General features: G+C 61.7%; 13 protein-coding genes, 1 tRNA gene and 1 pseudogene. All 15 read right to left on the bottom strand.

Annotated features, from left to right (window positions below; translation table 11 throughout):
* Positions 1-976 (bottom strand): annotated as a pseudogene (locus AC1DKD_RS24920) (elongation factor Tu); the annotation flags it as partial.
* A 77-nt stretch (positions 977-1,053) separates the two neighbouring features.
* A complete protein-coding gene (gene fusA / locus AC1DKD_RS24915; RefSeq protein WP_477143824.1) occupies positions 1,054-3,156 on the bottom strand; it encodes an elongation factor G in 2,103 nt (700 codons plus the stop codon).
* 117 nt (positions 3,157-3,273) lie between these two features.
* Positions 3,274-3,744 (bottom strand): 30S ribosomal protein S7, encoded by a 471-nt coding sequence (rpsG, locus tag AC1DKD_RS24910; RefSeq protein WP_035876146.1) that lies wholly within the window; start codon positions 3,742-3,744, stop codon positions 3,274-3,276.
* Positions 3,745-3,967: 223 nt separating this feature from the next.
* Complete coding sequence (rpsL, locus tag AC1DKD_RS24905; RefSeq protein WP_006162330.1) at positions 3,968-4,345, bottom strand: 30S ribosomal protein S12; 378 nt, start codon at positions 4,343-4,345, stop codon at positions 3,968-3,970.
* A gap of 410 nt (positions 4,346-4,755) precedes the next feature.
* Positions 4,756-6,618: a DNA helicase RecQ gene (gene recQ, locus AC1DKD_RS24900; RefSeq protein ID WP_441635847.1), complete on the bottom strand. Its 1,863-nt coding sequence runs from the start codon at positions 6,616-6,618 to the stop codon at positions 4,756-4,758.
* A 273-nt stretch (positions 6,619-6,891) separates the two neighbouring features.
* Complete coding sequence (gene rpoC, locus AC1DKD_RS24895) at positions 6,892-11,136, bottom strand: DNA-directed RNA polymerase subunit beta' (protein WP_477143823.1); 4,245 nt, start codon at positions 11,134-11,136, stop codon at positions 6,892-6,894.
* Positions 11,137-11,266: 130 nt separating this feature from the next.
* Entirely contained in the window at positions 11,267-15,373 is a 4,107-nt protein-coding gene (rpoB, locus tag AC1DKD_RS24890) for a DNA-directed RNA polymerase subunit beta (protein ID WP_477143822.1), read from the bottom strand.
* A 411-nt stretch (positions 15,374-15,784) separates the two neighbouring features.
* Positions 15,785-16,159 (bottom strand): 50S ribosomal protein L7/L12, encoded by a 375-nt coding sequence (gene rplL, locus AC1DKD_RS24885; protein ID WP_035876154.1) that lies wholly within the window; start codon positions 16,157-16,159, stop codon positions 15,785-15,787.
* A gap of 75 nt (positions 16,160-16,234) precedes the next feature.
* Positions 16,235-16,783: a 50S ribosomal protein L10 gene (gene rplJ / locus AC1DKD_RS24880; RefSeq protein ID WP_441635842.1), complete on the bottom strand. Its 549-nt coding sequence runs from the start codon at positions 16,781-16,783 to the stop codon at positions 16,235-16,237.
* Between the two features lie 422 nt (positions 16,784-17,205).
* A complete protein-coding gene (gene rplA / locus AC1DKD_RS24875; RefSeq protein ID WP_035876155.1) occupies positions 17,206-17,901 on the bottom strand; it encodes a 50S ribosomal protein L1 in 696 nt (231 codons plus the stop codon).
* Positions 17,902-18,333: a 50S ribosomal protein L11 gene (rplK, locus tag AC1DKD_RS24870; protein WP_006162338.1), complete on the bottom strand. Its 432-nt coding sequence runs from the start codon at positions 18,331-18,333 to the stop codon at positions 17,902-17,904. It abuts the gene before it with no gap.
* A 179-nt stretch (positions 18,334-18,512) separates the two neighbouring features.
* Complete coding sequence (gene nusG / locus AC1DKD_RS24865) at positions 18,513-19,094, bottom strand: transcription termination/antitermination protein NusG (protein WP_006162340.1); 582 nt, start codon at positions 19,092-19,094, stop codon at positions 18,513-18,515.
* A 10-nt stretch (positions 19,095-19,104) separates the two neighbouring features.
* Positions 19,105-19,485: a preprotein translocase subunit SecE gene (secE, locus tag AC1DKD_RS24860; protein WP_477143821.1), complete on the bottom strand. Its 381-nt coding sequence runs from the start codon at positions 19,483-19,485 to the stop codon at positions 19,105-19,107.
* A 61-nt stretch (positions 19,486-19,546) separates the two neighbouring features.
* Positions 19,547-19,622, bottom strand: a tRNA-Trp gene (locus tag AC1DKD_RS24855).
* A gap of 84 nt (positions 19,623-19,706) precedes the next feature.
* Positions 19,707-19,864: EF-Tu C-terminal domain-related protein (locus tag AC1DKD_RS24850; RefSeq protein ID WP_477143825.1), on the bottom strand; the 158-nt coding region annotated here is incomplete at its 5' end.

The raw sequence follows: 19,864 nt of genomic DNA, 5'->3' as shown, positions 1-19,864 counted from the left end.
GATCTTTGCCACGACGCCGGCGCCGACGGTACGACCGCCTTCACGGATGGCGAAACGCAGGCCTTCTTCCATGGCGATCGGGGCAATCAGCTTGACCGTGATCGACACGTTGTCACCCGGCATGACCATTTCCTTGTCCTTCGGCAGCTCGATCGAGCCAGTCACGTCGGTCGTACGGAAGTAGAACTGCGGGCGGTAGTTGTTGAAGAACGGGGTGTGACGGCCGCCTTCGTCCTTCGACAAGATGTAGACCTCGCCGGTGAAGTGCGTGTGCGGCTTGATCGAACCCGGCTTGCACAGCACTTGGCCGCGCTCGACGTCTTCGCGCTTCGTGCCGCGCAGCAGCAGACCCACGTTGTCGCCGGCTTGACCTTGGTCCAGCAGCTTGCGGAACATTTCCACGCCGGTGCAGATGGTCTTGACCGTCGGCTTGATACCAACGATTTCGATTTCTTCACCGACCTTGATGATGCCGCGCTCGATACGACCGGTCACAACCGTGCCACGGCCCGAGATCGAGAACACGTCTTCCACCGGCATCAGGAAGGTACCGTCGATGGCACGTTCCGGCGTCGGGATGTAGGTGTCCAGCGCGTCGGCCAGGGCCAGGATCGCCACTTCGCCCAGTTCGCCCTTGTCGCCTTCCAGTGCCAGCTTGGCCGAACCCTTGATGATCGGGGTGTCGTCGCCGGGGAATTCGTACTTGGACAAGAGCTCGCGCACTTCCATTTCGACCAGCTCGAGCAGCTCGGCGTCGTCGACCATGTCCCACTTGTTCAGGAACACGATGATGTAAGGCACGCCAACCTGGCGGGCCAGCAGGATGTGTTTCGTCGTACTTCTTGGCGGCGCCGCCAAACTTGGCTGCCAGCACCGTAGCAATCGCGGCCGTCAGCGTGGTCTTGCCATGGTCAACGTGACCAATCGTGCCAACGTTCACGTGCGGCTTAGTCCGCTCGAACTTTTCCTTTGCCATTTTTCAGCTCCTAATCGAAACCAGTATGTCGTGTTCATAGTGCCGCCGCGCACAACGCGCGGCGGCGGATTTTTTTCTTACTTGCCGCGAGCCGTGATCACGGCGTCGGCTACGTTCTTCGGAGCTTCAGCGTAGTGCTTGAACTCCATCGTGTACGTAGCGCGGCCTTGCGTGGCCGAACGCAGCGAGGTCGAGTAGCCGAACATCTCTGCCAGCGGAACTTCCGCGCGCAGGATCTTGCCGCCGCCGACCATGTCGTCCATGCCCTGGATAATGCCGCGACGCGACGACAGGTCGCCCATCACGTTACCCATGAAGTCTTCCGGCGTTTCCACTTCCACGGCCATCATCGGCTCGAGCAGCACCGGGCTGGCGCGGCGCATACCTTCCTTGAAGCCCATKGAGCCGGCCATCTTGAACGCGTTTTCGTTCGAGTCCACATCGTGGTACGAACCGAAGAACAGCGTGACCTTGACGTCGACCACCGGGAAACCTGCCAGCACGCCGGCGTTCAGGGTTTCGGTAATGCCCTTGTCCACCGCGGGGATGTACTCGCGCGGCACCACGCCGCCCTTGATGGCGTCGACGAACTCGTAGCCCTTGCCCGGTTCCTGCGGCTCGAGCTTGAGCACCACGTGACCGTACTGGCCACGGCCGCCCGACTGCTTGACGAACTTGCCTTCGACTTCTTCGCAGACCTTGCGGATGGTTTCGCGGTAGGCAACCTGAGGCTTGCCCACGGTGGCTTCCACGCCGAATTCGCRCTTCATGCGGTCGACCAGAATTTCCAGGTGGAGCTCGCCCATGCCCGAAATGATGGTCTGGCCGGATTCTTCGTCGGTCTTGACGCGGAACGACGGATCTTCCTGTGCCAGGCGGTTCAGGGCGATGCCCATCTTCTCCTGGTCAGCCTTGGTCTTCGGCTCGACGGCCTGCGAAATCACCGGCTCCGGGAACACCATGCGTTCCAGGATGATGATGTGGTCCGGATCGCACAGCGTGTCGCCCGTGGTGGCTTCTTTCAGGCCAACCGCAGCGGCGATGTCGCCTGCCAGCACTTCCTTGATTTCTTCGCGCTGGTTGGCGTGCATCTGCAGAATCCGGCCCAGGCGTTCCTTCTTGCTCTTGACCGGGTTGTAGATGGTGTCGCCCGAATTGACCTTGCCCGAGTACACGCGGAAGAAGATCAGCTGGCCGACGAACGGGTCGGTCATGATCTTGAACGCCAGCGCGGAGAACTTTTCGTCGTCCGCAGCACGGCGCGACACTTCCTTGTCGTCATCGTCCACGCCGGTGACCGGCGGGATGTCGACCGGCGACGRCAGGAAGTCGATCACGGCGTCCAGCATACGCTGCACACCCTTGTTCTTGAACGCGGTGCCGCACAGCATCGGCTGGATTTCGCAGGCGATGGTACGGTCRCGCAGSSCCTTGAYGATCTCGGCTTCGGACAGTTCGCCCTCTTCCAGATACTTGTTCATCAGTTCTTCGTTCGACTCGGCAGCTGCCTCGACCATCTTCTCGCGCCATTCGTTGCACGAGTCGGCCAGTTCAGCCGGGATGTCCACGTAGTCGAACTTGGTACCTTGGCTGGCCTCGTCCCAGATGATCGCTTTCATCTTGATGAGGTCGACCACACCCTTGAAGGTGTCTTCGGCGCCGATAGGCACGACGACGGGAACCGGGCTGGCCTTCAGGCGGGTCTTCAGCTGGTCGTAGACCTTGAAAAAGTTCGCGCCGGTACGGTCCATCTTGTTGACAAAGGCCAGGCGCGGAACGCCATACTTGTTAGCCTGACGCCACACGGTTTCCGACTGGGGCTGCACGCCACCCACTGCGCAGTAGACCATGCAAGCGCCGTCCAGCACGCGCATGGARCGCTCCACCTCGATGGTGAAGTCCACGTGGCCSGGGGTGTCGATGATGTTGATGCGGTGTTCCGGGTAATTGCCGGCCATGCCCTTCCAGAAGGCGRTGGTGGCAGCGGAGGTGATCGTGATGCCACGCTCCTGTTCCTGCTCCATCCAGTCCATCGTGGCGGCGCCATCATGCACTTCACCGATCTTGTGGTTCACACCGGTGTAGAACAGGATCCGCTCGGTCGTGGTGGTTTTACCCGCGTCAATGTGAGCCGAGATACCGATATTACGGTAGCGCTCAATGGGAGTCTTACGAGCCACTTTAATCCTCTATTCGTCCGTGAGACGCCGGCATCTCATTGCCAACGCCCGTAACACAAACGGGCGAGCGTGTCATTACACAGCCCGCCCGGCAACCAACCGCGTAACTCGCGCGCTTTAGAAGCGGAAGTGCGAGAACGCCTTGTTGGCTTCGGCCATGCGGTGCACTTCGTCGCGCTTCTTCATCGCGCCGCCGCGGCCTTCCGCTGCTTCCAGCAGCTCACCTGCCAGGCGCAGCGCCATCGACTTCTCGCTGCGTTTTTTCGCGGCCTCGCGCAACCAACGCATCGCCAATGCCAAACGACGCGACGGACGGACTTCGACCGGAACCTGATAGTTGGCGCCGCCCACGCGACGGCTCTTCACTTCGACCACCGGCTTCACGTTGTTGATGGCAACGGAAAACACTTCTACGGGGGCCTTGCCTGCCTTCTTTTCGATCTGGTCGAACGCGCCATAAACGATACGTTCGGCAACCGACTTCTTGCCGTCCAGCATCAGGACGTTCATGAACTTGGCAACTTCAACGTTACCGAATTTCGGATCGGGCAGGATATCCCGCTTGGGGACTTCACGACGACGTGGCATCTTCTTTCCTTTAGATTCAGTTGAGAGCGCGGCTATTTCCCGCTCTCCGGCCACCAACTAGCTTGCCTCTCATTCAGGCAAATTCGCCGGGTGACCACTTACTCGACGGCACGGCGCATAAACGCTCCGTTTTACCGCCGCCTGGTGACAGCACCATGACGCAACCGCCACAGGCCATCGTTTGTTGCTTCGGGCTTTATGCCCGGCTTGCCTGGCGTTAGCCTTAAGCAGCCTTCGGACGCTTCGCGCCGTACTTCGAACGTGCCTGGCGACGATCCTTCACGCCTTGCAAGTCCAGCGAGCCACGGACGATGTGGTAACGCACACCCGGCAAATCCTTCACACGGCCGCCGCGGATCAGCACGACCGAGTGTTCTTGCAGGTTGTGGCCTTCACCGCCGATGTACGAGATGACCTCGAAACCGTTGGTCAGGCGCACCTTGGCGACCTTACGCAGWGCCGAGTTCGGCTTCTTCGGCGTCGTGGTGTACACACGGGTGCACACGCCGCGACGCTGGGGGCAGTTCTCAAGCGCCGGGCTCTTGCTCTTGACGACTTCAGAGACGCGCGGCTTGCGAACCAGTTGGTTGATAGTTGGCATTGTTCAATCCAGCTTGGTTTTACGGAAAAACACCCCTGGGGCCACAAGCAATGGGCCGAAGAGGCAACGACGGGTTTTGGGCGGGAAAGGTGAGCGAGCGCTCTTGAGACGGACCTGTGGAGGAACAGACTGGCCAAAGAACGCGAGCTCGCCTGGGATCCCGCTGCGACCACACCACCAGAGCATCACACGACCCCCTTGGTGGGCTTGCCGATTGCGAACCGAAGGCCACAAATCTGACAGGCGAGCGAAATCCAAAGCCAAAAACTCGAATCTGCCATGCTAACAGCGGAGACGTAAACGGTCAAGCAGCTTCTGCCGCTTGCCGCTTGCCGCTTGCCGCTTGCCGCTTGCCGCTTGCCGCTTGCCGCTTGCCGCTTGCCGCTTGCCGCTTGATGYGCATCCGGGCATCAGAAGTCGGATACGGCACCCAGCGTTTCGAGGATGGCGTCGCCATAGCGCTCAAGCTTGGCGGCACCAATGCCAGGCACTTCGGCCATTGCTGTCAGCGACTCCGGTGCGCTGCGCGCCAGTTCGGCCAGTGTAGCGTCGTGGAAGATCACATAGGCCGGCACGCCGTGCTCGCGCGCCGTCTCGGTCCGCCACTTGCGCAGCGCCTCCCAGTTGGCCAGCGCCTCGGTGTCCATGCCGGCGGTATGGTCGGTACGGGTGCCGGTGCCGCGTGTGGACCGCTCGCCGCTCTTGGCTGGCTTGCTGGCCTGCCGGCGCAGCGTAATCTGCGTCTCGCCCTTGAGCACCGCGCGTGCGGACTCGCCCAACAGCAGCGCGCCGTGGCCGCCGTGGTCGATCATCAGCAGTCCGTGCGCAATCAGTTGACGGAAGATGGCATGCCATTCGGATACCGTCCGGTCCGCGCCGATGCCAAAGGTGGACACCTTGTCGTGCCCCCACTGCCGGATTTTTTCCGATGCGTTGCCACGCAGCACGTCGATCATGTGGGTGGCGCCGAAATGGATGCGGCTGGCCTGCGCGGTGCGGTAGACGCACGACAGCGCCATCTGCGCCTCGCGCGTCCCGTCCCACGTCGCGGGCGGCTCCAGGCAAGTGTCGCAATTGCCGCAAGGCGCGCTGGCCTCGTCGAAATACCCCAGGATGCGGACGCGCCGGCATCCGGCCGTCTCGCACAGCCCGAGCAGGGCGTCGAGCTTTGCGGACGAGACGCGCTTGTGCGCTTCATCCGCCTCGGACTCGTCGATCATGCGTTTTTGCTGGACCACGTCGCCGAGGCCATAGGCCATCCATGCGTTGGCCGGCAACCCGTCACGACCGGCGCGGCCGGTCTCCTGGTAGTAGCCTTCCATGCTCTTGGGCAGGTCCAGGTGAGCCACGAATCGCACGTCAGGCTTGTCGATCCCCATGCCGAAAGCGATGGTTGCCACCATGATCACGCCCTCTTCTTCGCGAAAACGGGCCTGGTGGTGCTGGCGCACGCCCGCATCCATGCCGGCATGGTATGGCAGCGCGTTGAGTCCCTGGCCGCTGAGATAGCTGGCCGTGTCCTCCACCTTCTTGCGCGACAGGCAATAGACGATGCCGCTGTCGTGGGTGCCGTCGGCGGCCAGGTGCTCGGCCTTGATAAAGGCCAGCAGCTGCTGGCGCGCATTGTCCTTCTCGACGATGCGATAGCGGATATTGGGCCGGTCGAAGCTGGAAATGAAGACGCGCGCATCGTGCAGCGCCAACCGCTCGACGATTTCCTCGCGCGTGACCGAATCCGCGGTAGCCGTCAGCGCAATGCGCGGCACCTGCGGGAAGCGCTCGTGCAGCACCGAGAGCTGGATGTACTCGGGGCGGAAATCATGCCCCCACTGCGACACGCAGTGCGCCTCATCAATGGCGAACACGCCGATACGGGTACGCTCGAGCAGGTCCTGGAAGCGCGGTGTCATCAGCCGCTCGGGCGCCACGTAGAGGATCTCGAGCCTGCCAGCGAGCAGGTCGCGCTCCACCGCCGAAGCCTCGGCGCCGCTGAGCGTCGAGTTCAGCACGGCCGCGCGCACGCCGGCCTCCGACAAGGCAGCGACCTGGTCCTGCATCAGCGCGATCAGCGGCGACACCACGATGCCGACCCCCTGGCCTGCCCGCTGCCGCATCAGCGCCGGAATCTGGTAACACAGCGACTTGCCGCCACCGGTGGGCATCAACACCAGGCAATCGCCACCGTCCGCCACGTGGTCGATGATCTCCGCCTGCCGGCCGCGGAAGGCGTGGTAGCCGAAAACATCCTTGAGAATCGCCAGGGCGCGCGACATATCTACAGCTTAAAAAAGAGGGTGGGACCGCGAAAGGCGTAACCATACCACCAAGGGGGCGGCCAACTGCTTCGTACCGTGACGAATGTTCCCTGAAACCTTTCGGCCGGCGCGGCGCCAGTGTGTTTGCCGGCAAAAATGCACACGATGAATAACAATGTCGAAACAAGGCACGGCAAAACAAAATCCAAAATATAGAAGCAGGCAAAAAAATGCCCGGCCACCAGGGCCGGGCATCTTCATGCAGCTTGCTGCAGGTTCAGGCTGGCAGTCTTAAACCGCGTCGCCCTCGCCTTCGGTCGTCGCCGGCACCACCGGCGGCTCGATGAAGAGCGAYTGCTCTTCGTCSGAGATCGCCTGGGCGCGTTCGCGCTCGGCCGCCTCGCGYGCCTTGCGGGCRCGGTGGTAGGCCAGRCCRGTACCRGCGGGGATCAGGCGRCCMACGATCACGTTTTCCTTCAGACCACGCAGGTCGTCGGTCTTGCCCATGATCGCGGCTTCGGTCAGCACGCGGGTGGTTTCCTGGAACGATGCCGCCGAGATGAAGCTGTCGGTGGACAGCGACGCCTTGGTGATACCGAGCAGCAGGTTTTCGTACGTGGCCGGACGCTTGCCTTCGGCGATCACGCGATCGTTCTCGTCGAGCAGTTCCGAACGCTCCACCTGTTCACCCGGGATGAACTTGGTGTCGCCCACATCCGAGATCTGCACGCGGCGCAGCATCTGGCGCACGATCACTTCGATGTGCTTGTCGTTGATCTTCACGCCCTGCAGACGGTACACGTCCTGCACTTCGTCGACGATGTAGTGCGCCAGTTCCTCGATGCCCTTCAGGCGCAGGATGTCGTGCGGGTCCGCCGGACCTTCCACGATCATTTCGCCCTTGTTCACCACCTGGCCATCGTGCACCAGGACTTGCTTTTCCTTGGTGATCAGGAACTCGTGGGCGTTGCCGTCCAGGTCCGTAATCACCAGGCGTTGCTTGCCCTTGGTGTCCTTGCCGAACGACGTGGTGCCGGTGACTTCCGCCAGCACGGCGGCGTCCTTCGGCGAACGCGCTTCGAACAGCTCGGCCACGCGCGGCAGACCCCCGGTAATGTCGCGGGTCTTTTGCGATTCGGTCGGGATACGTGCGAGCACTTCACCCACATGCACTTGCTGGCCGTCCTTCACGGTGATCAGCGCGCCGACCTGGAAGCCGATGGTCACGGAATGGTCCGTGCCCGGAATCTTCACTTCCTGGCCGTTGGCGTCGAGCAGCTTCACCTGCGGGCGCAGGCCCTTGGTGGCAGCCGTACGGCGCTTGGCATCGATCACCACGAGGGTCGACAGGCCGGTGACTTCGTCCATCTGCTTGGCGACGGTCACGCCTTCTTCGACGTTCTCGAACTTGGTCGTGCCGGTGTACTCCGACACGATCGGGCGCGTCAGCGCGTCCCACGTGGCCAGCTGCGTACCAGCCTTGATGGCCTGGCCGTCCTGCACCAGCAGCGTGGCGCCGTACGGGATCTTGTGACGCTCGCGCTCGCGGCCATGGTCGTCGGTGATCAGGGCTTCGCCGGAACGCGAGATGACGATCAGTTCGCCCTTCGCATTGGTGACGTAGCGCATGGTCGCCGTGAAACGCACGGTACCGGTTGCCTTCGCTTCCACGCTGGATGCCACTGCCGAACGCGATGCCGCGCCGCCGATGTGGAACGTACGCATGGTCAGCTGCGTGCCCGGCTCGCCGATCGACTGAGCGGCGATCACGCCAACCGCTTCGCCGGAGTTCACCAGCACGCCGCGGCCCAGGTCGCGGCCATAGCACATGCCGCACAGGCCGTAGCGCGTGTCGCACGACAGCGGGGTACGCACCTTCACTTCGTCCACGCCGATGGCGTCGATCATGTCGACCAGATCTTCGTCCAGCAGGGTGCCGGCCTCGATCGCGGTTTCCTGGGTTTCCGGGTTCACCACGTCGGTCACCGTCACACGGCCGAGAATACGGTCGCGCAGGGCTTCGATCACTTCACCACCCTCGACCAGGGCCTTCATGGCCACGCCGTTGGTCGTGCCGCAATCGTCTTCCACCACCACCAGATCCTGCGTCACATCGACCAGACGACGSGTCAGGTAACCSGAGTTCGCSGTYTTCAGTGCCGTATCCGCCAGRCCYTTACGCGCRCCGTGGGTGGAGATGAAGTACTGCAGAACGTTCAGGCCTTCACGGAAGTTCGCCGTAATCGGCGTTTCAATGATCGAGCCATCCGGCTTGGCCATCAGGCCCCGCATGCCGGCCAGCTGACGGATCTGCGCAGCGGAACCGCGCGCGCCCGAGTCGGCCATCATGTAAATCGAGTTGAACGAGTCTTGCTTGACGGTGTTGCCGTCACGGTCGACCACGTCCTCGTGCTGGAGCTGCTCCATCATCGCCTTGCCCACCTGGTCGCCGGCAGCGCCCCAGATGTCCACGACGTTGTTGTAGCGTTCCTGGTCGGTCACCAGGCCCGACATGTACTGCTTGTCGTATTCCTTGACCTTGGCAGCCGCGTCGGAAATGATCTTTTCCTTTTGCGGTGGCACCAGCATGTCGTCGATGGCGATCGAGATACCGGCGCGCGTTGCCAGGCGGAAACCCGACTGCAGCAGCTTGTCGGCGAAGATCACGGTTTCACGCAGACCGCACTTGCGGAACGCGGTGTTGATCAGGCGCGAGATTTCCTTCTTCTTCAGCGGCTTGTTCAGCACCGAGAAAGGCAGGCCCTTCGGCAGGATCTCGGACATGATCGCGCGGCCGACCGTGGTGGCCTGCAGCGTGATCTTGGGCGCGAAGCGGGCGTCGCCCACGGCGTCCTTGTCGACCAGTTCATACTCGGTGATACGCACGTTCACGCGGGAAGCCAGTTCGACTTCCTTGTTCTCGTAGGCGCGGATCACTTCGCTGATGTCGGCAAACGTCAGGCCTTCGCCCTTGCCGTTGATCTTGTCGCGGGTCGTGTAGTACAGACCCAGCACCACGTCTTGCGACGGCACGATCGACGGATCGCCGTTGGCCGGGAACAGCACGTTGTTGGAGGCCAGCATCAGGGTGCGGGCTTCCATCTGCGCTTCCAGCGACAGCGGGACGTGCACAGCCATCTGGTCACCGTCGAAGTCGGCGTTGAACGCCGCGCAGACGAGCGGGTGCAGCTGGATGGCCTTGCCTTCGATCAGCACCGGCTCGAACGCCTGGATACCCAGGCGGTGCAGCGTCGGTGCACGGTTCAGCATGACCGGATGCTCGCGGATCACCTCTTCGAGGATGTCCCACACCACCGCGGTCTGGCTTTCCACTTCCTTCTTCGCCGCCTTGATGGTGGTGRCGATGCCCATCGTTTCCAGCTTGTGGAAGATGAACGGCTTGAACAGCTCGAGCGCCATCAGCTTGGGCAGGCCGCACTGGTGCAGCTTGAGGGTCGGACCCACCACGATGACCGAACGGCCGGAGTAGTCGACGCGCTTGCCCAGCAAGTTCTGGCGGAAACGGCCGCCCTTGCCCTTGATCATTTCGGCCAGCGACTTCAGCGGACGCTTGTTGGCGCCCGTCATCGCCTTGCCGCGGCGACCGTTGTCCAGCAGCGAGTCAACCGCTTCCTGCAGCATGCGCTTTTCGTTGCGCACGATGATTTCAGGCGCCTTCAGTTCCAGCAGGCGCTTCAGGCGGTTGTTACGATTGATGACGCGGCGATACAGGTCGTTCAGGTCCGAGGTGGCGAAACGGCCGCCATCGAGCGGTACCAGCGGACGCAGTTCGGGCGGCAGCACCGGCAGCACTTCCAGGATCATCCATTCCGGCTTGATGCCCGAACGCTGGAACGCTTCAAGCACCTTCAGGCGCTTGGCGAATTTCTTGATCTTGGCTTCGGAACCAGTGGTCTGCAGCTCGGCGCGGATCGTTTCGATCTGCTTTTCAATGTCGATGCCGCGCAGCAGTTCACGGATGCCTTCGGCACCCATCATGGCCACGAATTCGCCTTCGCCGTACTCCTCGCACTTGGCGATGTAGTCGTCCTCGGACATGATCTGGCTCTTCTTGAGCGGGGTCATGCCGGGTTCGAGCACCACGAATGCTTCGAAATACAGGACGCGTTCGATATCGCGCAGCGTCATGTCGAGCACCATRCCCAGACGCGACGGCAGCGAYTTCAGGAACCAGATGTGSGCGRYCGGCGMRGCCAGTTCRATGTGGCCCATGCGCTCACGGCGCACYTTGGCCAGSGTCACTTCAACGCCGCACTTYTCGCAGATCACGCCACGGTGCTTCAGGCGCTTGTACTTGCCGCACAGGCACTCGTAGTCCTTGATCGGGCCAAAGATCTTGGCGCAGAACAGGCCATCGCGCTCGGGCTTGAAGGTCCGGTAGTTGATGGTTTCCGGCTTCTTCACTTCACCGTACGACCACGAACGAATCTTCTCCGGCGATGCCAGGCCGATCTTGATCGCGTCGAACTGCTCTTCCTGCTGAACCTGCTTAAAGAGATCGAGCAATGCTTTCATTGCAACTCCTTGTTTCGCCGCCAGCCCGACATCATGTCGGGCCCGCGGCATTCATCCTGTGGGAAAACCGTAGCGGGCATTCGGCGGGAGGTGGGCCATTGGCTATTGCCGGCCCCCCGCGCAATCTCAATCAGTAGCGATCGAGGTCGATGTCGATACCCAGCGAACGGATTTCCTTCACCAGCACGTTGAACGATTCCGGCATGCCGGCGTCGATCGAGTGCTCGCCCTTGACGATGTTCTCGTAGACCTTGGTCCGGCCGTTCACGTCATCGGACTTGACCGTCAGCATTTCCTGCAACACGTAGGAGGCGCCGTAAGCTTCCAGCGCCCACACTTCCATTTCACCGAAACGCTGGCCACCGAACTGCGCCTTACCACCCAGCGGCTGCTGGGTGACCAGCGAGTACGGACCGGTCGAACGGGCGTGCATCTTGTCGTCGACCAAGTGGTGCAGCTTCAGCATGTGCATCACGCCCAGCGTCACCGGACGCTCGAACGCTTCACCGGTACGGCCGTCGTGCAGCGTGACCTGTTGCTTGGAAGCGGTCAGGCCCATTTCCTTGGCAATCGCGTCCGGGTAGGCCAGGTCCAGCATGCGACGGATTTCGTCTTCATGCGCACCGTCAAACACCGGCGTAGCGAACGGCACACCCTTCTTCAGGTTGGTGGCCAGTTCCAGCACTTCGGCGTCGGACAGGCTGTCGAGGTCTTCCGGCTTGCCGCTCTCGTTGTAGATCTGAGCCAGCAACGGACGCAGTTCCTGCGCCTTCGCCTGTGCCTTGAGCATGGAACCGATGCGCTGGCCCAGACCGCGCGCAGCCCAGCCCAGGTGGGTTTCCAGAATCTGGCCCACATTCATCCGCGAYGGYACGCCSAGCGGGTTCAGGACGATGTCGGCAGGCGTGCCGTCGGCCATGTAGGGCATGTCTTCGATCGGAACGATCTTCGACACAACGCCCTTGTTACCGTGACGGCCTGCCATCTTGTCGCCAGGCTGCAGGCGGCGCTTGACGGCCAGGTACACCTTGACCATCTTGATCACGCCCGGCGGCAGTTCGTCGCCTTGCGTGAGCTTCTTGCGCTTTTCTTCGAAGGCCAGGTCGAACTCGTGACGCTTCTGCTCGATGGCTTCCTTGACGGCTTCCAGCTGGGCAGCAACTTCCTCGTCGGCCGGACGGATGTCGAACCAGTGGTACTTGTCCAGGTCGGCCAGGTACTCGCGGGTCAGTTTGGCGCCCTTGGACAGCTTCTTCGGACCGCCGTTGACGGTCTTGTCGAGCAGCAGGCGCTCCAGACGCTGGAAGGCATCGCCTTCGACGATACGCAGCTGGTCGTTCMGGTCCAGGCGGTAGCGCTTCAGTTCGTCGTCGATGATCGACTGGGCACGCTTGTCGCGGGTCACGCCTTCGCGCGTAAAGACCTGGACGTCGATCACGATACCGCTCATGCCCGAGGGCACGCGCAGCGACGTATCCTTCACGTCCGAAGCCTTCTCGCCGAAGATCGCGCGCAGCAGCTTTTCTTCCGGGGTCAGCTGGGTCTCGCCCTTGGGCGTGACCTTGCCGACCAACACGTCGCCCGCTTCCACTTCGGCACCGATGTAGGTGATGCCGGACTCGTCCAGACGCGCCAGTTGCGCTTCGGCGAGGTTGGAGATGTCGCGGGTGATTTCTTCCGGTCCCAGCTTGGTGTCACGGGCGACGACCGACAGTTCCTCGATGTGGATCGAGGTGTAGCGGTCTTCGGCAACCACGCGTTCGGAGATCAGGATSGARTCTTCGAAGTTGTAGCCGTTCCACGGCATGAACGCCACCAGCATGTTCTGGCCGAGCGCGAGCTCGCCCAGGTCGGTCGAGGCGCCGTCGGCGATCACGTCGCCACGGGCGACGAAGTCGCCAACCTTGACCATCGGACGCTGGTTAATGTTGGTGTTCTGGTTCGAGCGCGTGTACTTGATCAGGTTGTAGATGTCCACGCCGACTTCGCCAGCAACGGCTTCATCGTCGTTCACACGGATCACGATACGCATCGCATCGACGTAGTCCACCACGCCGCCACGGGTTGCCTGCACGGCGGTACCCGAGTCGACCGCAACGGTACGCTCGATGCCGGTACCCACCAGCGGCTTGTCCGGACGCAGGCAAGGCACGGCCTGACGCTGCATGTTGGCGCCCATCAGTGCACGGTTCGCATCGTCGTGCTCGAGGAACGGCACCAGCGATGCCGCCGCGGACACGATCTGCGACGGCGCCACGTCGATGTACTGAACGCGGTCCGGCGTGACCATACGGGTTTCACGCTCGCTACCCTCACGCGACGACACCAGTTCGTCGATCAGGGTACCGTCGGTATCGACCGTCGCGTTGGCCTGCGCCACCACATACTTGCCTTCTTCGATGGCGGACAGGTAGTCGACCTGATCGGTCAGCTTGCTGTCGACCACCTTGCGGTACGGCGTTTCCAGGAAGCCGTATTCGTTCAGGCGTGCGTACAGTGCCAGCGAGTTGATCAGGCCAATGTTCGGACCTTCCGGCGTTTCGATCGGGCACACGCGGCCGTAGTGGGTCGGGTGCACGTCGCGGACTTCAAAGCCTGCGCGTTCGCGGGTTAGACCGCCCGGGCCCAGTGCGGAGACACGGCGCTTGTGCGTGATCTCGGACAACGGGTTGGTCTGGTCCATAAACTGCGACAGCTGCGACGAACCGAAGAACTCGCGGATCGCCGACGAAATCGGCTTCGAGTTGATCAGATCGTGCGGCATCAGGTTTTCGGTCTCGGCCTGGCCCAGACGTTCCTTGACGGCGCGCTCCACGCGCGATAGGCCGGCGCGGAACTGGTTTTCGGCTAGTTCGCCGACGCAACGCACGCGACGATTGCCCAGGTGATCGATGTCATCGACCTCGCCCTTGCCGTTGCGCAGGTTGACCAGGATCTTGATGGTCTCGAGGATGTCCTCGTCCTGCAGCACCATGCTGCCTTCGCCGCTCGGGCGGCCCAGGCGGCTGTTGACCTTCATGCGGCCAACGCGCGACAGGTCGTACGACTCTTCGCTGTAGAACAGGCGCTGGAACAGGGCTTCCACCGCGTCTTCGGTCGGCGGCTCGCCGGGACGCATCATGCGGTAGATGGCGATACGCGCAGCGGTCTGGTCGGCGGTGTCGTCCACGCGCAGCGTCTGCGACATGTACGGACCCTGGTCCAGATCGTTGGTGTACAGGGTCTGGATCTGCTTGACGCCGGCTTCGCGCAGGTTTTCCAGCACGGTTTCGGTCAGCTCGTCGTTGGCGTTGGCAATCACCTCGCCGGTATCCGGGTCGATGATGTTCTTCGCCAGTACGCGGCCGAGCAGGTAGTCTTCCGGCACGCTGATCAGCTTGGTACCGGCGGAATCCAGGTCACGGATGTGCTTGGCGTTGATCCGCTTGTCCTTCTCGACCACGACACGGCCGTCCTTGTCGGCAATGTCGAAACGCGCGACTTCGCCACGCAGGCGCTCGGGCACGAACTCCATCTGCGCGCCTTCCGACTGCAGCGTGAAGTTGTCGAACACGAAGAAGTGCGCGAGGATCTGCTCGGGCGTCAGGCCGATCGACTTCAGCAGGATCGTCACCGGCATCTTGCGGCGGCGATCGACGCGGAAGTACAGGATGTCCTTCGGGTCGAACTCGAARTCSAGCCASGARCCGCGGTAAGGAATGATACGTGCCGAGAACAGCAGCTTGCCCGAGCTGTGGGTCTTGCCCTTGTCGTGCTCGAAGAATACGCCAGGCGAGCGGTGGAGCTGCGAGACGATCACACGCTCGGTGCCGTTGATCACGAACGAACCGGTCGACGTCATGAGCGGAATTTCGCCCATGTAGACTTCCTGTTCCTTCACTTCCTTGACCTTGCCCGGATTTTCCCGATCGTTGATGATCAGGCGCACCTTGGCACGCAGCGCCGAGTGGAAGGTCAGGCCGCGCTGTTGACATTCCTTGACGTCGAACGGCGGGTTGGACAGATGGTAGGAGACGAACTCCATACGGGCGAGCCCGTTGTGAGACACAATCGGGAAGATTGCGCTGAAAGCCGCTTGCAGGCCCTCTGTTTTGCGACGTGAGGGTGGCGTACCCTCTTGCAGAAACTGAGCGTAGGATTCAATCTGGGTGGCAAGCAGGAAAGGAACCTGATGAACCGTCGCGCGCTTCGCAAAACTTTTGCGAATGCGCTTCTTTTCGGTGAAGCTGTACGCCATGGGATCTCCGAATCATCGCAGGGCTGGCTGGACCGGCGCAGCACCTGAGGTGTTCAGCGACTGGGAGGGGATTTGGCGGTTGGCCGCTACCAACCTCTGGCTGACGGTGTCCGCACGCTGCGAGCCGGCAGAAACGACGCAATGCGTCATACCGGCCCGGGGGACACCCGACCAAACTTGTCTTCTGCAGTCGGTTCAGAAGACAAACATCAGCAACCACCTAGTGTGCCACTGATGTTTGGCCTCTGCTGAAGCTTAGGCATGCGCCCAGCCATCAAGCATCGTTTGCGCCATTTATATACGTTTCCGAGTGCACAGTAAAACACACTTCGTAGAAGCGCAAAAAGGCTGGCGCCGGGAATCTCCCTTTGCCAGCCCCATTCGCGTGCCAATGGGGCACGCGAGCACAGCTTACTTGACTTCGACCTTTGCGCCGGCGTCTTCCAGCTTCTTCTTGGCGTCGGCTGCAGCAGCCTTGTCCACGCCTTCCTTGACAGCCTTCGGTGCGCCGTCGACCAGATCCTTGGCTTCCTTCAGGCCCAGGCCGGTGATTTCGCGAACAGCCTTAATCACGCCAACCTTGTTTGCGCCGATTTCCGACAGGATGACGTTGAATTCGGTTTGCTCTTCAGCAGCGGCAGCACCGCCAGCGCCCGGGGCAGCAGCCACGGCCATCGAAGCGGCGGAAACGCCAAACTTCTCTTCAAACGCCTTGACCAGGTCGTTCAGTTCCATCACGGACATCGCGCCTACGGCTTCGAGGATGTCGTCTTTGCTGATTGCCATTTGAAATACYCCTGCTAAATGTGATTCGGTATCGGTAATGCGATCTTGATGAGCCAGGCTGCGGGGGCTTGCGCCTTAAGCAGCAGCGCCTTCGCTCTCGGCGGCGGCAGTTGCGCCTTCGCCTTCGGCAGGGGCGCCTTCGCTCTTCTTGGCGGACAGGGCGGCCAGCAGACGGGCGAAGCCCGACACCGGTGCCTGCATCACGCCAAGCAGCTGAGCAATCAGTTCGTCACGGCTCGGGATCGAGGCCAGTGCCTTGACGGCAGCAGCATCGAGCACGTTGCCGTCGTACGACGCTGCGCGCAGAACCAACTTGTCGTTGGTCTTGGCAAAGTCGTTCAGAACCTTGGCCGACGACACTGCATCTTCGGAAATACCGTAGATCAGCGGACCGGTCATTTGCTCTGCGAGGCCGGCAAACGGCGTGCCTTCCACGGCGCGGCGGGCCAGCGTGTTCTTCAGAACACGCAGGTACACGCCTTGCTCGCGGGCCTTGGCGCGCAGCTTGGTCAGATCGCCAACCGCAATGCCGCGATATTCGGCAACGACGATGGTCTGGGCTTTAGCGACTTGCGCCGAAACCTCAGCAACGACGGCCTTCTTATCTTCAATATTGAGTGGCACGGTTAAGCTCCAAAACGATGCTTGTCCCCCGGATCGTCCGGGGCACGCACATCAGTCCAAACGAACGGCGTCCGATTTTGGCCCGAATCACCCGGGTCATTGCCCGGATTCTTCAATCCCTCGGGTTCGCCATCTGCGCTGGTGGGGCGGGTAGGCGTCGCGGCGAGCCACGTACGTTCCGTCCGATTAAGGCGAGGCAGCCAGACTGCAGCCGCGCCCGCCACCAGCGGTCTTTGATAACCAGCGGTGCCTGCCTCGCGCTTGCGCGCCGGCGGGTACCGCTGCCCAAAGCCTTGCTCCTTGTCTCACCGCGTTGCCCTCGGGCCACGCTGGAGTCTGGAGACGATCCCGGCCTGGGCCGGGATCTGCAATTCTTTACACCGGGCGACGTTATCGGGTCCGCCCGGTGGGTGCCGCCAGCCTTAGGCCGACAGCGAAGCCTGTTCCACGCGCACGCCAACGCCCATGGTGGACGACACGGCGATCTTGCGCAGGTACACGCCCTTGCTGGTAGCCGGCTTGGACTTCACCAGTGCTTCGATCAGCGCGTTCAGGTTGCGCTTCAGATCCGCATCCTGGAACGAACGGCGACCGATGGTGGCGTGGATGATACCGGCCTTGTCGACGCGGTACTGAACCTGACCGGCCTTGGCGTTCTTCACAGCCTGGGCCACGTCGGGAGTAACCGTACCAACCTTCGGGTTCGGCATCAGGCCGCGCGGGCCCAGGATCTGACCCAGCGTACCAACGATACGCATCGTGTCCGGCGAGGCGATCACCACGTCGAAGTTCAGGTTGCCGGCCTTGACTTGCTCAGCCAGGTCTTCCATGCCGACGATTTCGGCGCCAGCTGCCTTGGCAGCTTCAGCCTTTTCGCCTTGGGCGAACACAGCCACGCGGACCGACTTGCCGGTACCGGCAGGCAGCACCACGGAACCACGAACCACCTGGTCCGACTTCTTCGCGTCAATGCCGAGTTGCACGGAAACGTCGATGGATTCGTCGAACTTGGCCGATGCGCAATCCTTCACCAGGCCCAGGGCCTCGTCGATCGGGTAGAACTTGGTGCGCTCGATCTTCGCCTTGTTGGCGGCGACGCGCTTGGAAACCTTAGCCATTTACAGACCCTCCACGGTGATGCCCATCGAACGAGCCGAACCGGCGATGGTACGCACGGCGGCGTCCAGATCGGCGGCGGTCAGGTCAGCGTTCTTTGCCTTGGCGATTTCTTCAGCCTGGGCGCGGGTGATCTTGCCAACCTTGTCGGTGTGCGGCTTGGCCGAACCCTTGGTCAGGCCAGCAGCCTTCTTGATCAGCACAGTCGCCGGGGGCGACTTCATCACGAAGGTGAAGCTCTTGTCGGCGAAGGCGGTAATCACCACCGGCACCGGCAGGCCGGGTTCCATACCTTGGGTCTGCGCGTTGAACGCCTTGCAGAACTCCATGATGTTCAGACCGCGTTGACCCAGTGCGGGGCCCACGGGCGGGGAGGGATTTGCCTTACCAGCCGGAATTTGCAGCTTGATAAAGCCAATGATCTTCTTGGCCATATTTACTCCAATCCGGACCGCTTCCTGGAGGAATGCGATCCTGTTGAGTCGTAGCGCGCTAACGCTGCAAGGGCGGTTCATCCACCCCAACCAGCCTCACGCTCCTCTTTTGGCCGGCCCCTTGCGGGACTGGCCGTGCATTTTTTGCCCGCCTTGCGGCCAGCATAAAATGCGAAAACTTAAACCTTCTCGACCTGGCCGAACTCGAGTTCGACCGGAGTAGCACGTCCGAAGATGGTGACCGAGACGCGCAGACGCGACTTCTCGTAGTTCACTTCCTCGACATTGCCGTTGAAGTCGGTGAAAGGACCGTCCTTGACGCGAACCATCTCGCCCACTTCGAACAGCGTCTTGGGACGCGGCTTCTCGACCCCTTCCTGCATCTGGGTCATGATCTTGTCGACTTCCTTCTGGGAAATCGGACTCGGGCGATTACGCGCACCACCCACAAAACCGGTGACCTTGCTGGTGTTCTTCACCAGGTGCCAGGTTTCGTCGGTCATTTCCATCTCGACCAGCACGTAACCCGGGAAGAAACGGCGCTCGGTGACAGACTTCTGGCCACCCTTGATTTCAACCACTTCTTCGGACGGGACCAGGATGCGGCCGAACTTGTCCTGCATTTCGGCGCGTTCGATGCGCTCCTGCAGCGCGCGCTGCACGCTCTTTTCCATGCCGGAATAAGCGTGCACCACATACCAGCGCTTCTTCGACGAAGGCGATTCAGCTGCGGGGACTTCCTGTTGTGCGTTATCCGTCATGTTCTATCCTTCATTTCCAGCCCAGCACGAGCGAAAAGATGACCCACTCGATGAGCTTGTCCGCTGACCACAGGAACACGGCCATGATCACGACGAAGACGAACACCAGGCCCGTCATTTGCCCGGCTTCCTTGCGGGTGGGCCAAACGACTTTGCGGACTTCGCGATACGATTCCTTGGAGAAACCGATGAAGTCCTTGCCAGGTGCCGAGACCAGCGCGACCACCACGCCCAGTGCAATGCCGCCGAACAGGGCGGCGCCGCGCGCATAGGATGGCTGCTGTGCCAGGGCATAGAAACCGATGACGCCGGCAACCACCAGTAGCACCGCGACGCCAAGCAACCACTTACCACTGGCGGCGTTGACGGTTTCGACGTTGGGATTGGCCATGTTTCGCAAACGAGACTAAGCCGCGTCACGATACTCTCTATCGCGACGCGGCTGATTGAATTGGCAGGGGCAGAGGGAATCGAACCCCCAACCTTCGGTTTTGGAGACCGACGCTCTGCCAGTTGAGCTATACCCCTAAAACAACTGTGGGGTCGGCAATGAAGCCAACCCCTCTGGCAACGAATACGGCCGGTTGGTGCCGTATTCGCTGATCGACTTTATCARTCGAGGATCTTTGCCACGACGCCGGCGCCGACGGTACGACCGCCTTCACGGATGGCGAAACGCAGGCCTTCTTCCATGGCGATCGGGGCAATCAGCTTGACCGTGATCGACACGTTGTCACCCGGCWTGACCATTTCCTTGTCCTTCGTCCTTC

The sequence above is a fragment of the Cupriavidus sp. 05T313 genome (assembly GCF_056396665.1).
This window is presented reverse-complemented; position numbering and strand designations above follow the sequence as displayed.